Source organism: Amycolatopsis sp. NPDC003676, from assembly GCF_053587275.1.
The window spans coordinates 1-13,817 of sequence record NZ_JBSFNS010000165.1 but is presented as its reverse complement, the minus strand read 5'-3'; the positions used below and the strand labels follow the sequence as shown (position 1 = coordinate 13,817).

Genomic DNA, 13,817 nt, shown 5'->3' with positions numbered 1-13,817 from the left:
CTGCGCTACCAAGAAGGACTCGTGAGTGGCAATCCCGGTGAGAACCGGGATTGCCACTCACGAGCGCAGGTAGGCCAGCACCGCCAGCACCCGGCGGTGTCCGTTGTCCTCCGGCAAGCCGAGTTTCGCGAAGATGTTGCGGATGTGCTTGAGCACCGTCCCGTCGCTCACCACCAGCAGTTCCGCGATCGTGGCGTTGTTGTACCCCTCCGCCATCAGCCCGAGCACCTCGCGTTCGCGCGCGGTGAGCGCGTCGATCGGGTCGCGGCGGTGGGCCAGCAGCTGGGTCACCACCTCGGGGTCCATCGCCGTGCCGCCTTCCACAACGCGGTGCAGCGAGTCGAGGAACTTGGCGACCTTGCCGACGCGTTCCTTGAGCAGGTAGCCGACCGCGCCCTTGCCGTCCGCGAGGAGCTCGGCCGCGTAGCCGGTTTCGACATGTGCGGACAGCACCAGCACCGGCAGCCCGGGGTGCAGCTGCCGCGCCTCCACGGCCGCGCGCAGGCCCTCGTCGGTGTGCGTCGGGGGCAGCCGGACGTCGGTGATCACCGCGTCCGGCCGGTCTTCGCGGACGAACGCGAGGAACTCGTCGGTGTTGTCGAAAGCCGCGGCGACCTCGATGCCCGAGGTTTCCAGCAGCAGCACCAAACCTTCTCGCAGCAGGGCGTCGTCCTCGACGATCACGACCCGCATGGCAACTCCACTTCCAGAACAGTCGGTCCACCGGGCGGGCTCGTGAGCGTGACCGTCCCGTCGAAGGCCTCGGCGCGTTTCCGGATCCCGGCCAGTCCGCTGCCTTGGGATTCGTCCGCGCCGCCGCGGCCGTCGTCGCGGATTTCGATCCGCAGGGTGTCGATGGTGCCGTCGAGCGTAATCGACGCCTGTTCGGCACCGGAATGCTTGGTCACGTTAGCCAGCGCTTCGGCGACGATGAAGTACGCCGCCGCCTCGACCGCGGCTGGTCGGCGCGCGCTGCTGCGAATGTCCACAGTGCACGGAACCGCGCACCGGTCGGCGAGAGCGGTGATCGCGCCGGCGAGGCCGCGGTCGGTCAGCAGCGGCGGGTGAATGCTCCGCACGACGGTGCGCAATTCGGCGAGCGCTTCGGTCGCCGCGTCCTGCGCCTTGCCGAGCAATTCCCTTGCCTTGGCCGGATTCCCTTCGAAAAGCTGATCGGCGACACCGAGCTGCAGCACGACCGCGGACAGCCGAGCTTGCGTGCCGTCGTGCAGATCACGTTCGAGACGGCGGAGTTCGGCGCCGTGCGCCTCGAGCGCGGCGGCGCGGGTCGCGGTCAGCTCGACGACCCGGTCGGTCAGCGAAGCACCGGGCCGCGGACCGAGAAGCGCCCGCGCGGCAAGGGCTTGCCAGCGCGCCAGCGGAGAGGCCCAGAACGTGAGCGCGATCATGACGAGCCCGGTGAACACGCAGAGCGCGGCCGACGGCCACGAGTTCACCATGAACTCCAGCGAGCTCTGGATTCCGCCGGGCACCAGCCACCAGAACACGCCGGTGAGGATCTGGCGCAGTCCGCCGAGCGGCAGGCTGAACGCGAGCACCCCGACGATGAAGCCGACCACGGCATGCAACGCCAGCCACGCGAGATCCCGCAGGCTCGCCGGGTCGCGGATCGGCGAAACGTTGGCGTACGGCTCGGCGATCGGCTCGCCGAGCCGGCGGCCCGCGCGGCGGCGTTCGAAGCGCAGCGGGTAGCGGATCAGTTTCAGCGCGACCGGGAGCGCCGGGATTCCGACGCCGATCAAGCACGTCATGAGCACGACGGCCATCGCGAAAAAGAGCAGCAGGGCGAGGAACGAGGTCGCGGCTCCCACCAGCAGATAGCGGAGTCCGGACCACCACGAGCGCAGCCGGTTTTTCACCAGCGCATTGTCCCATTAGGACCTCCCCACCGGGCGTGGTGGTGCCTGCGCTACCCCCAAGACTCCCGCGCTCGGGATCGTTTCCGCGCGCCCGCCGCCATAACTTCGATACCGACAGAGAATCTGCTGGTCCGAGGAGCGACGCGAAGATGAACACAGGCGGTACACACGCCCTGAGGCTGGAAGCGGTGCGCAAGATCTACGGCTCCGGCGACGGCGCGGTCACCGCGCTGGACGGGGTGTCGGTCGGGATCCAGCGGGGCTCCTTCACCGCGGTCATGGGGCCCTCAGGTTCGGGCAAGAGCACCTTCCTGCACTGCGCGGCTGGTCTGGACCGGCCGAGTTCGGGCAAGGTGCTGCTCGGCGAAACCGAACTCGGCGGGCTCCGCGAGCGGTCGCTCACCGAATTGCGCCGGACCCGGATCGGGTTCATTTTCCAGGCCTACAACCTGCTGCCGTCGCTGAATGTGCTGCAGAACATCACCCTGCCGATGCGTCTCGCGGGCAAGAAACCGGACGCCCGCTGGCTGCGCGAGATCGTCGACGGCGTCGGCATCGCGAAGCGGCTGGAGCATCGCCCGGCGGAACTCTCCGGCGGACAGCAGCAGCGCGTCGCGATCGCCCGCGCGCTGATCACCCGCCCCGAGGTCGTGCTCGCCGACGAACCGACCGGCGCGCTCGACACCCGCACCGCGCGCCAGGTGCTCGACCTGTTGCGCACCGTGGTCGACCAGATGGGCCAGACCGTGTTGATGGTCACCCACGACCCGGTTGCCGCGTCCGCCGCGCACGGAGTGCTGTTCCTCGCCGACGGCAAGCTCGCCGGCCACCTCCCGCAGCCGACCCCGGAGCGGGTCGCCGAGCGGATGACCCACCTCGGGGAGTGGTGACCGCCATGTGGTCGTTGGCTCTGCAAACGACGAAGGCCCGGCTGAGCGGGTTCGTCGGCGCGTTCATCGCGATCCTCTGCGGCACCGCGCTCGTCGCGGGCTGCGGCATCCTCATGGAGTCCGGTCTGCGCGCCGGAGTCCCGACCCAGCGTTACGCCGAGGCCGCGGTAGTGGTCGGCGGCCCGCAGACCACGAAACCGCCGGGCGCGGATTTCGGCGAGTCCGAGCAGATCAGCGAGCAGACCACGGTGCCGGAGACGCTGATCACCAAGATCGCCGGAGTGCCCGGCGTGCGTCAGGCGGTGCCGGAGCAGGACTTCCCGGCGAACGTCGTGACGTCCAGCGGGCAGGTGCTCACCGGTCCGAACGGCGCCCAGTCGCGGGGACACAACTGGGACTCGGCCGTGCTGGCTCCGTTCTCGTTGCGCGAAGGCCACGCTCCCGAAGCGGCGAACGAAGTCGTTCTCGACGCGGAGCTCGCGGCTCGCGGCGGGGTTTCGGTCGGCAGCACGGTGCGGATCTCGACCCGTTCCACGCCCATGGACTTCCGCGTCACCGGCATCGCCGCGCCCAAAACCGGCAACGGTTTGCCGCGACAGTCGGCAATGTTCTTCTCCGCCGCGCGCGCCGCTGACCTTTCCGGGAAACCCGGGCAAGTGCACGCGATCGGCGTGCTGGCTGAGCCCGGAGTGTCCACAGGGGACTTGGAAAGCCGCATCAGCGAGGCGGTCAGCGGGCAACCGGTCACGGTGACGACCGGCGTCGGGCGCAGCACCGTCGAATTCCTCGACGTGAGCCAAACCCGGGTGCTGCTGTTCGCCCTCGCGGGTTCGTTCGGCGGGTTCGCGATCCTGGTCGCGGTGTTCGTCGTGTCGAGCACGCTGGCCTTGGTGATCAACCAGCGCCGCCGGGAGTTCGCGCTGCTGCGGGCGATCGCGGCCACGCCGAAACAGATCCGCAAGCTGATCGGCGCCGAAACCATGCTGGTCGCGATCACCGCCGGAGTGTTCGGCGCGGGTTTGGGCGTGGCCGTGGCCTACGGATTGCGCAACGCCTTCGCCGGGGTCGGCGTGATCCCGCAGGACTTCGACCTCGCGGTCGGCCCGATCCCGCTCGTCGTCGCGTTCCTGCTGGGCTTGGGAGCGGCGCGGCTGGCCGCGTGGTCGGCGGCACGGCGTCCGTCGTCGATCCGCCCGATCGAAGCGCTCGGCGAGGCGGCTGTCGAACGCCGTGAACTCGGCCGGACCCGCCTCCTCATCGGCTGGCTGCTGGTGGTGGCCGGCTTCGGCGGCGCGACCGTCCCGATGTACGTCACCGGCGACGGCGCGCTCGCGGCCTCCTCGATGTCCGCACTGGTGGTCGTGATCGGGCTCTCGGTGCTCGGGCCGAGGGTGGTCGCCTTCATGACCCGGATCATCGCCCCGGTCTACTCCGGCGTCTCGCGGATCAGCGGCTACCTGGCCGCCGCGAACAACCAGGCCAACGCCCGCCGTCTCGCGTCGGCGGTGACCCCGGTGATGCTGGCGGTCGCCTTCGCGATCTCGATGTTCTACAGCCAGACGTCGTCCGCTGCGGCCCGGCAGGAACAAGCCGTCCGGTCGACCACCGCAGACCACGTCTTGACCAGCACCACCGGCGCGCTGTCTCCGGAAGTCGCCGCGGCGGCACGGGCAGTCCCCGGCGTCGCGGCGGCCACCTCGGTGATCCGCACCGACGTGGTCACCACGGTGCCGGAGGAGAAGCGGCTGCGGGTGATGAAGTACCCGGCGCAGGGCCTGAACGGCGACCAGGTGCGCGGCGTGCTCGATCTCGGTGTCGTGTCCGGGAATCTGGCCGACCTGCGCGGCGACACCGTCGCGATGAGCAAGGGCGAAGCCGATTGGTACGACAAGAAAATCGGCGACGAGGTCGACTTCTGGTTCGCCGACGGCCGCCCGGCGAAGGTGAAACTGGTCGCCGTCTACACGCACAACCAGGCGTTCGGCGAGTACGTGCTGCCCGCCGACCTCGCCCGCTCGCACACCGGCGACCGGATGGACAGTTCCGTTTTGGTGCGCCAAGACCCGAACGCGGACCCGGCCGCGATGACCGCCAAGCTGCGCGATCTCAGCACGCGCTACCCAGGCCTCACCGTCGCGCCCGGCGCCACGGTGTCCGCCGCGGCCAACTCGGCGAGCCAGCAGCAGTTCTACCTGAACCTGGTCGCGGTCGGCGTGATCCTCGGCTACGTGGTGATCTCGGTGGCCAACACGCTGGTGATGACCACGGCGCAGCGCTCCCGGGAGTTCGCGCTGCTGCGGCTGATCGGCACCACACGCGGCCAAGTCGTGCGAATGATGCGTCTGGAAGCGCTGACGACTGCCGGGATCGCGGTACTGCTCGGCACGGTGGTAGCGGCGATTCCGCTGGCCCTGCTGAACCTCGCGACGCGCGACACGCTGCTGCCGTCCGGAACGCCCGCCGTGTTCGGCGGAATCATCGCCGGAGCTTTCCTGCTCAGCCTGGTCTCGCTCGGTCTGTCCACTCGGGTCACTCTGCGCGCCAAGCCCATCGACGCCATCGGCCTCCGCGAATAAGAAGGAAAAACCTTGCTGAAACAGCTTTCGGTGGCGGTCCTCACCGCGGCGGGCCTGATCCTGCCCGCCGCGGCGGACGCCGCACCAGCTCGCTTCCTGGACCAGTCCACGATTCCCGATCTGCAGCGTGCGATGGATCATCGTCAGTTGACCTCGGAACAACTGACCCGCGGCTACCTGCGCCGCATCGAAGAACTGAACCCCCGGTTGCACGCCGTCGTGCAAACCAATCCAGACGCGCTGGCGGCGGCAAAGGAGAGCGACACCCGCCGCCGGACGCACGCTTCTCGCGGTGTCCTGGAAGGAATCCCGGTGCTGCTGAAGGAAAACACTGACACCGCGGACCGGCAAACCACCACCGCGGGTTCGACCGCGATGCTCGGCGCACGTCCGGCGAAGGACGCCTTCCTAGTCGAGCGTCTCCGCGCCGCCGGTGCAGTCGTACTAGGCAAAGCGAACCTGTCGGAATGGTCGAACTTCCGCTCAACCGGACAGATCCCCGGCTGGAGCGGCGTCGCCGGACAGACCCGCAACCCCTACGCACTGGACCGCAGCCCGTGCGGTTCGTCGAGCGGCTCGGCAGTCGCCGCGGCGGCCGGTCTGGCGACGGTCGCCATCGGCACCGAGACCGACGGTTCAATCGTCTGCCCGGCGGCCGCGACGTCGACCGTTGGCGTGAAGACCAGCCTCGGCGTAGTGAGCCGCAGCGGCGTCGTGCCAATCACCGGCCAGCACGACACTCCCGGCCCGATCGCGCGCAACGTCACCGACGCCGCACTCACCCTCTCCGTGCTGGCGGGTGCCGACCCAGCCGACCCCGCCTCAGCCGCGGCGACGTTCCCGAAGGACCTTCGACTGGACCGAAATGCCCTGCGCGGCAAGCGAATCGGCATCTGGCGAAAGGGGCACGCTGGCATCGACCAACAGTCCGATCGCATCTTCGAGTCCACAGTGCACACTCTGCGTTCGCTGGGCGCGACGGTCGTTGACGGGGCAGACGTCGAGGACATCTCGTGGTCAGTCAAACCGGATCTCCTCCCCGCGCTGCTGACCGAGTTCAAACACGACCTGAACGCCTACCTCGCCGCGACTCCCGGCGAACACCCGCGGAACCTGTCGGAGCTGATCGCCTACAACGACCAGCATCGCGACGTCGAAATGCCGCTGTTCGACCAAAACCTGCTTGTCGAAGCGAACGCCGCCGACGGCAACCTGAACGACCAGACCTACCGCCGCCACCGCGCCGCCGCGACGGGCATCGCGCAACGTTCGATCGACGACGTCCTGGCGTCGAACGGCCTGGACGCGATCGTCACCCTGAGCGGCTTGCCCGCCTCACCGCTGGACCGCCCGGGCGACCCGCGGTTCTTGAGCAGCACCCGCAACACTTCCGTCGCTGGCTACCCGAACATCACGGTGCCAGCCGGATTCGCGGGCCCGCTGCCAGTCGGAATCTCGTTCCTGGGCACCAAATACCGCGATGCGCAGCTGCTGGGCTTCGCCTACGCGTACGAGCAGGCGACCCACGCGCGGCAGGCTCCCCGGTACCTGTCCGCCGCGTAGGCGGTCAGCGCCGGGGCTCGCCCTTGTCGACGGGCTTGGCGCGCGGTGCCGAAGTACGTGAGGGGAACCCTGAGGGAATCAGATTCCCTCAGGGTTCCCCTCACGTACTTTCCCTTCGCCGCCGAGCACCACCTTGGCCGAGCGGCATGCACTCGATGTCACCCCAGTGCGGAGCAGCCAGTACTCAAGGCCGAACCCAGCGCCTGGGTGTCCCGCTGATCGGGAGCAACCGCCGAAATCCGCCTCTTGCGCCCGAACGGCCCAACCTCCAGGCAAAACACCCGGGCACCGTTAGCATTCCGTGACCAACCCCCGACCCGGCGTATCGGCCGCGTCAGTTTCTACCTCAGTCACCGGATTAATCGGGCACACTCACTCATTCGGGTTAACTACTTCGCTATCTTGGACCCCGTGGTGCACGCAAAGTCACGTTCCGCGCAGCGGGCGAGCCTTCGGCTGGGTGCCGTGGCCGTCGCCACGGTCCTGGGGGCCGGGCTCGCCGGTGCCTACGTCGGCCTGCAGCGGACCGCGGCGGCTCAAACCGCCAAACCGGTGTCCAACGTCGCCGTCGCGCGCGGGGCCAGCGGCAGCGCGGGCAACGCCAGCAGCACAGTCAGCGGCGGAACCGGCGGCAAGGCGCCGGCGTCCTCGCAGGCCTCCGCGCCCGCCCTGCCCGACCACCCCACCCCGTTCAGCGTCAAGCTGTCCTCAAAGGACATTCCGGAGAAGGGCGGCGGCGTCCGCACCGGCGGCTGCAGCGGTTCGCTCATTGCTCCGCAATGGATCGTCACCGCCGGCCACTGCTTCCACGACCTCGACGGAACCCGCGTCAGCGGCAAACCCGACTACACGATGACCGCCGCGATCGGGAAGCTCACCGACTCCGACCCGCGCGGGCACGTGCTGAAGATCGTGGACACGCGCCAGTCCGCGGTGAACGACCTCGCGATCGCCAAACTGTCCGAGCCGGTCACCGACATCGAACCGCTCGCGCTCCCGGACGGTCCGCCGGATCCGGGCCAGCACACGACCTTCGTCGGATGGGGTTCGCTGTCGGCCAAGGTCATCGTGCAGACCGACCACATCAAACGCGGCGATTTCCAGGTCGCCGAAGTGCGCAAGAACGAGATCACCCTGGATCCGCTGAAGAAGCGCACCGTCGAGAACAGCCCGTGCCCGGACGATTCGGGTTCGCCGTTCTTCGTACCGATCAAGGGAAAGAACACGCTGATCGCGGTCGAGAACTTCGGGCCCGACTGTCCTCAGCCCGGCACCGAAACCGCGGCGCGGGTGGACCAGCTCGTGTCGTGGATCAGGGGTGAGATCGGCGAATAAGCCCTCACCGGGGCAGCAACGCCGCCAATTCCCGGGCGGCAGCACGCAAAGCAGGCACAAACTCCTCTAACTGAGCAACGCTCAGCCGGTAAGCCGGTGCCGCGGTGGACAACGCGGCGATCGCGGTCCCGTCGGGAGTCCTGATCGGAACGCCGACCGCGCGGATGCCTTCCTCGTGCTCCTCGTCGGCGATCGCGAAACCACGCTCGCGCACGGCCGCGATCTCCGCCGCGAACGCCGACCGCGCGGTGATCGTGCGCGGGCCCAGCTCCGGCAGGTCCAGCGAAGCGACCAACTCGTCCCGGTTCGACGCGAACGCGACCAGGCATTTGCCCATCGACGTGCAGTGCAGCGGCCCGCGCGCACCCGGCTCGCCGCGGATCTGCAGCCGCTGCGAGCCCTGCACTGAGTGGACGTAAACCTGGTTGTGCCCGTCCAGCACGGCCAGCAACGTCGGCTCGCCGGTCTCCGCGGACAGCTTCTGCATCACCGGCAGTGCGACACCCGCGAACCCGCGCGCCTGCGACACCGATTGGCCCAGCTCGAACAGCCGCAGCCCCAGCGAATACCGCTTCGAAATCGGGTCGTTGCGCGCGAAACCCTCGCTCTGCAAGGAACTGAGCAGCCGATGCGTGGTGCTCACCGGATATCCGGCGGCGCGCGCGAGCTCGGACAGCGGCACGCCTTCGGGGTAGCCGCCGAGCAGGGACAGCACCCGCAAAGCCTTGCCGACCATGTCCGCCATCGGACCCCCTTGACGTCCCGGGCACGGCGACGCACACTGCCTCTCACCGCATTGCGGAATAGCTTTCCATATGACGGAAAGCGTGTCAAGGACTTGGGTCAGCGGCGACAGGAGTACCGGATGAACACCGTCGAGCAGGCGGGCACGCTCGGGAGGCAGCGCTGGCTGCGGCTGATCCCGATCGTCTTCGTCACCTACAGCCTCGCCTACCTCGACCGGTCGAACTTCTCGATCGCGACCGCGGGCGGCATGGCCGAGGACCTGAACCTCACGAGCACGACGTCCGGGCTGATCGGCGCGTCGTTCTTCCTCGGCTACTTCCTGCTGCAGGTCCCCGGCGTCCTCTACGCCGACCGCCGCAGCGTGCGGAGCCTGATCTTCTGGTCGGTGCTCGCGTGGGGCGTCCTGGCGACCGCGCAGGGCCTGCTCAGTTCGGTGCCGGTGCTGATCGTGGTGCGGTTCCTGCTCGGCGCGGTGGAAGCGGCGGTGCTGCCCGCGCTCGTCGTGCTGCTCGCGCGCTGGTTCACGAAGGCCGAACGCGGACGGGCCAACGCTTTCCTCATCCTCGGCAACCCGGTCACGGTGATGTGGCTGTCGGCGTTGTCCGGGTATCTGATCGAGGCGACGTCCTGGCGCGGCATGTTCATCATCGAGGGAATCCCGGCGCTGATCTGGGCTTTCGTGTTCCGCGCGCAGGTCCGCGACCGGCCCGCCGACACGCAGTGGCTCGACCCGACCGGTCGTGACGCGATCGAGCGCGCGATCGCCGCGGAACAGGCGCAGCTGCCGGAATCGGCCGACCGTCCGGTGCGGGAAGCGTTGCGGTCCAAGGCAGTTCTACTGCTGTCGGCGCAGTATCTGTTGTGGAGCATCGGGGTTTACGGCTTCGTATTCTGGCTGCCGTCGATCGTCAAGGCGGGTTCGTCGGCCGGAATCGGCGCGACCGGTTTGCTTTCGGCGATCCCGTACGCGTTCGCCGTGGTGGCGATGCTGATCAACTCGCGCAGCTCGGACCGATCCGGCGTGCGTCGCCGGTACGTCTGGCCGTGGCTGCTCGCCGGTGCGGTGGCGTTCTACGGTTCGTATCTCTTGGGGAAGCAGCATTTCTGGTGGGCATTCGTCCTGCTGGCGATCGCCGCGGTGGCCTTGTACGCGCCGTACGGCCCGTTCTTCGCGTTGATTTCCGAACTGCTGCCGCAGCGGACCGCCGGGGTGGCGGTGGCCGTGATCAACGCGGCGGGCGCGCTCGGCGGGTTCCTCGGGACGTACCTGGTGGGCTGGCTCGAAACCGCCACCGGCAGCACGGCTGCCGCGTTCTTGATGCTGGCGGGGACAATGGCCGCAGCCGCGGTGCTGGTGCTCGCGGTTCCGGTGAAAACGAAGGAAAGGCGAGCATGACCGCGCGTGTACTGGTGCCCTGGTCCGACATTTCCGTCCCGGCCGAACTCGACGCGGTCGTGTGGGACGGCCGCGGCACCCCGCCGGACGGCCTCGACGACGTCGAGTTCTACGTCCTGCCCTACGACCAGGGCCCGGCGGCGGCGAAGCTCATCCCGCAGCTGCCGTCGCTGCGCGCGGTCCAGACGCTCTCCGCGGGCTACGACAACCTGCTGCCGCTCGTCCCGTCCGGTGTGCGGCTGGCGAACGGCCGGGGCCTGCACGACCTCAGCGTCGCCGAGCACACGCTCGCGCTGATCCTTGCCGCGCAACGGTATTTCCCGCGCTGGTTCGCGCAGCAGCAGGCCGGTTCGTGGGACCGGGTGCACACGCGCTCGCTCGCCGACTGCCGCGTCCTGCTGGTCGGCTACGGCTCGATCGGCCGCGCCATCGAGCGCTACCTGGAAGCGGGCGAGGCCGAGGTGGTCCGGGTCGCCAGCACCGCTCGCTCCGGCGTGCACGGCATCGCCGAACTGCCGGACCTCCTGCCGACCGCGGACATCGTGGTGCTGGTCCTGCCCGACACCCCGCAGACCCGCGGCCTTCTCGGCGCGCCGGAACTCGCTCTGCTGCCGGACACGGCCCTGATCGTGAACGTCGGCCGCGGCACCGCCGTCGACACCGACGCGCTCACCGCTGAGGTCGCCTCCGGCCGCCTGCGCGCGGCGCTCGACGTCGTCGACCCGGAACCGCTGCCCGCCGACCATCCACTGTGGACGCTTGACGGCGCGATCATCACCCCGCACATCGCGGGCGGTTCGGACTCGTTCTACCCGCGCGCCAAGCGGCTGGCCGAACGCCAGCTCGCGCACTACGCGAAGGGCGAGCCGCTGGAGAACCTGGTCAACTGAGCACGGCCGCGATGGCGGGCTGATACGCGGCGATCTGGTCGGGCGTCCACTGTCCGGCCAGGTCGTGCGTGACGATCCGGTAGATGAGCGCGCGGATCAGCATCTGCTGCCATTCAGGCAGATGCGCCCAGCGGTCGATCAGGCTGGGATCCGCGTCGTACCAGCACAACGCGTCGGCGACCGCCACCGCGGCGGCCCAGGCCGGGGGACGCCAGTAGATCGCCCAGTCGATCACCGCGGGCGGCTCTCCCGGTGCGAAGAGGACGTTGCCGGGGAGATCGCCGTGCACCGCCTGCGCGGCCGACTCGACCGGACGACGCGCCTCGAACAACGGGCGGAGGAGGTCACGAGCCGCCGCCGAGCCTTCGGGCGGCAATTCTCCCCAGGCCATCCGGTCTCCGATGGTCCAGGGATCAGTGCGGAAGTCGAGGAAGTCCGGACGCGGCAGGTGGGCGATCGCCTGATGGAACGCGATCCCGGCCCGAATCGCGTCGTCGGGCCGGGAAGTGTCCGGGCGTCCGGGAACCAGCAGACTCGCCTCCCAGCCGAGCGACGGATGACCGCCGGATGTCCCGTTCCCGGCGATCCATTCTCCGTCGCGAGTCCGCAGCGGCCGGGCGATCCGGAACTCCGCCGACTCCGCCACCTCGGCGAGCGCCGCCGCCCGCCACGGCGTTTCCGGAGCGAACTCAACTGGTTTCAACACGATGTCCCCGGCGCGCCAGGTCTCGCCTTTCCCGCCTTCCAGCCGAACCGGATCGCCGGCGCAGCCGAACGCGGCCAGCACGTCCGCCGGAGGTTGCTTGTTCAACCGTTCTGCCCTTTCTCTCGGGTTTCCGCAGCTCTTCGCACATGTACCCAGAGCAACGCAAGGGGAGGAACGACTCCGACTGGTGGTATTAAAGCGCAGTCAGGGGACCACCCACAGTGCACATGTGAGCCCTGTGTATGCTTCGCCATCGCTTGACTGGGTGGATTCTTCACCCGAATTGGTGGCCGTCGTGGTCGGGGAGATGTGGTCTCACGCGGTCCGTCGTTCGTGGTTCGGGACTGGATGGGAGAAAGCATGCACGGCAGGTCAGTTCTGGTCCGGGGAGGGGCCGCGGTGGCTTCCGCGGCGGCGGCGCTCATGATCGCCGCGCCGGTCGCCCTCGCGGACGACAACGCCCCCACGGCGCGCAGCGGCGCGGCCTCGGGCGAGCTGGTGTACGGCGGCACGTCGGGCTTCGACGTCAACATCGCCGACAAGGGCAAGGTCCAGACGACGCTGTTCAACTTCAAGCTGTCCGACGGCGCCATCTCGAAGATGTACTGCGTGCAGATCGAGGTCGGCGCGCGCTTCGGCGAGACGATGGTCGAACACGCCTGGAACGACTACCCCGACGCGAAGTCGCCGTTCCGCAAGAACAACAAGAACATCAACTGGGTGCTGCACCACAGCTTCCCCTCCGAGGACGTGGCGTCGCTTGAGAAGACGCTGACCGGCAAGGGCGCCAAGCTCCACGACGGTCTGTCCACGAAGGAAGCGCTGACCGCGACGCAGGCCGCGGTGTGGCACTACAGCGACGGCAAGGACCTCGACGCCGAGAACCCGCTGGCCAACGGCTCCCCGGACGAGGCGGCCGACGTTCTCGCGCTGTACAACTACCTGACCGGTGACGCGAACACCGGTGTCGAGGAGAAGAAGCCGACGCTGAGCATCACGCCGGCCAAGGCGAGCGGCGAAGCGGGCACGAAGATCGGCCCGTTCACCGTCGCGACGACCGGCAGCGTCACCGACTTCACGAGCAAGCTCCCCGAGGGCGTGAAGGTCGTCGGTGAAAACGGCGAGGAGATCAAGTCCTCGGCGATCAAGAACGGCACGAAGCTGTTCCTGGACGTCCCGAAGGACGCGAAGCCCGGCACGGCCGAACTCGCGGTGAAGGCCGCTGGCGACGTCAACACCGGTCGCCTGTTCGTGGCCAAGAACTACGCGGACAACCCGGCGCAGTCGCTGATCGTGGCGCAGTCGCAGAAGAGCAGCGTCGAAGCGGCCGCAACCGGCACGTGGACCGAAACGGGCCCGGTGACCACCGCGCCCGCGACGACTGCTCCTGCTGCTGGCGGCAACAACTCGGGCCAGACCCCGCTGGCGAACACCGGCGTGAACGCCGCCCTGCCCATCGGCATCGGCGCGGCCCTGGTGATCGCTGGCGGCGGGATGCTGCTGGTGGTTCGCCGTCGTCGGAGCAACGCCTGATTGGTTTCAAGTAACACGCACTAGCTGAGCGGGCCGGTCCTTTGAGGACTGGCCCGCTTTGCTATGTGCGCAGTCAATTGCACCACTGCACCACGGCCACTTGTCACTGCCACGACCACGACCACTGCTATCGCTGCCGCTGCTGTCGCCGCGGTTGGCACCGCTGCCGCCTTCACGGACCGCCCACCCACGAAACCGCAGCCAGTGCACTCGACGAAACCAGGCACCCACACCCCCCGCACCCCGATACGAAGCCAAAATGCGGTCTGGGGTGGCTTGTCAAGGCATCTTTCCCGCCTTG

At 68.7% G+C, this 13,817-nt stretch carries 11 protein-coding genes; 7 read left to right on the top strand and 4 right to left on the bottom strand.

The features are described from left to right. Nucleotides 1–57 precede the first annotated feature (57 nt). Together ACWDNU_RS42475 and ACWDNU_RS42470 are read right to left on the bottom strand one after the other, a co-directional pair. On the bottom strand, nucleotides 58–693 hold the full coding sequence (locus ACWDNU_RS42475; RefSeq protein ID WP_449673016.1) for a response regulator: 636 nt from the start codon (nucleotides 691–693) through the stop codon (nucleotides 58–60). Beyond that, nucleotides 681–1,880 carry a sensor histidine kinase gene (locus ACWDNU_RS42470; RefSeq protein ID WP_449673015.1) on the bottom strand — a complete coding sequence of 400 codons (1,200 nt, stop codon included), beginning with the start codon at nucleotides 1,878–1,880 and terminating at the stop codon, nucleotides 681–683. The genes ACWDNU_RS42475 and ACWDNU_RS42470 overlap by 13 nt, the downstream gene beginning before the upstream one ends. A gap of 149 nt (nucleotides 1,881–2,029) precedes the next feature. Here ACWDNU_RS42470 and ACWDNU_RS42465 point away from each other — a divergent pair, with 149 nt between their 5' ends. From ACWDNU_RS42465 to ACWDNU_RS42450, 4 genes are all read left to right on the top strand, one after another. Continuing rightward, on the top strand, nucleotides 2,030–2,770 hold the full coding sequence (locus tag ACWDNU_RS42465; protein WP_449673014.1) for an ABC transporter ATP-binding protein: 741 nt from the start codon (nucleotides 2,030–2,032) through the stop codon (nucleotides 2,768–2,770). 5 nt (nucleotides 2,771–2,775) lie between these two features. Further along, on the top strand, nucleotides 2,776–5,346 hold the full coding sequence (locus ACWDNU_RS42460; RefSeq protein ID WP_449673013.1) for an FtsX-like permease family protein: 2,571 nt from the start codon (nucleotides 2,776–2,778) through the stop codon (nucleotides 5,344–5,346). Between the two features lie 15 nt (nucleotides 5,347–5,361). Further along, entirely contained in the window at nucleotides 5,362–6,909 is a 1,548-nt protein-coding gene (locus ACWDNU_RS42455; RefSeq protein ID WP_449673017.1) for an amidase, read from the top strand. Between the two features lie 465 nt (nucleotides 6,910–7,374). Next, entirely contained in the window at nucleotides 7,375–8,244 is an 870-nt protein-coding gene (locus ACWDNU_RS42450; protein ID WP_449673012.1) for a S1 family peptidase, read from the top strand. A gap of 4 nt (nucleotides 8,245–8,248) precedes the next feature. Here ACWDNU_RS42450 and ACWDNU_RS42445 read toward each other — a convergent pair whose 3' ends face one another. Further along, nucleotides 8,249–8,989, bottom strand: a complete 741-nt coding sequence (locus ACWDNU_RS42445; protein ID WP_449673011.1) for an IclR family transcriptional regulator — start codon at nucleotides 8,987–8,989, stop codon at nucleotides 8,249–8,251. A 120-nt stretch (nucleotides 8,990–9,109) separates the two neighbouring features. Between ACWDNU_RS42445 and ACWDNU_RS42440 the strand changes: the two genes are divergently transcribed. Together ACWDNU_RS42440 and ACWDNU_RS42435 are read left to right on the top strand one after the other, a co-directional pair. Further along, the gene (locus ACWDNU_RS42440) at nucleotides 9,110–10,387 is read left to right on the top strand and encodes an MFS transporter (RefSeq protein WP_449673010.1); all 1,278 of its coding nucleotides are present in this window, start codon (nucleotides 9,110–9,112) and stop codon (nucleotides 10,385–10,387) included. Then, entirely contained in the window at nucleotides 10,384–11,277 is an 894-nt protein-coding gene (locus tag ACWDNU_RS42435) for a 2-hydroxyacid dehydrogenase (protein WP_449673009.1), read from the top strand. The genes ACWDNU_RS42440 and ACWDNU_RS42435 overlap by 4 nt, the downstream gene beginning before the upstream one ends. On the opposite strand, the gene ACWDNU_RS42430 is transcribed toward ACWDNU_RS42435, so the two are convergent. After that, nucleotides 11,270–12,088, bottom strand: coding sequence for a TIGR02569 family protein (locus ACWDNU_RS42430; RefSeq protein WP_449673008.1), 819 nt, complete (start codon nucleotides 12,086–12,088; stop codon nucleotides 11,270–11,272). The two genes, ACWDNU_RS42435 and ACWDNU_RS42430, sit on opposite strands and share 8 nt — an antisense overlap. A gap of 294 nt (nucleotides 12,089–12,382) precedes the next feature. Between ACWDNU_RS42430 and ACWDNU_RS42425 the strand changes: the two genes are divergently transcribed. Beyond that, nucleotides 12,383–13,516, top strand: a complete 1,134-nt coding sequence (locus ACWDNU_RS42425; protein WP_370934159.1) for a thioester domain-containing protein — start codon at nucleotides 12,383–12,385, stop codon at nucleotides 13,514–13,516. Nucleotides 13,517–13,817: the final 301 nt, after the last annotated feature.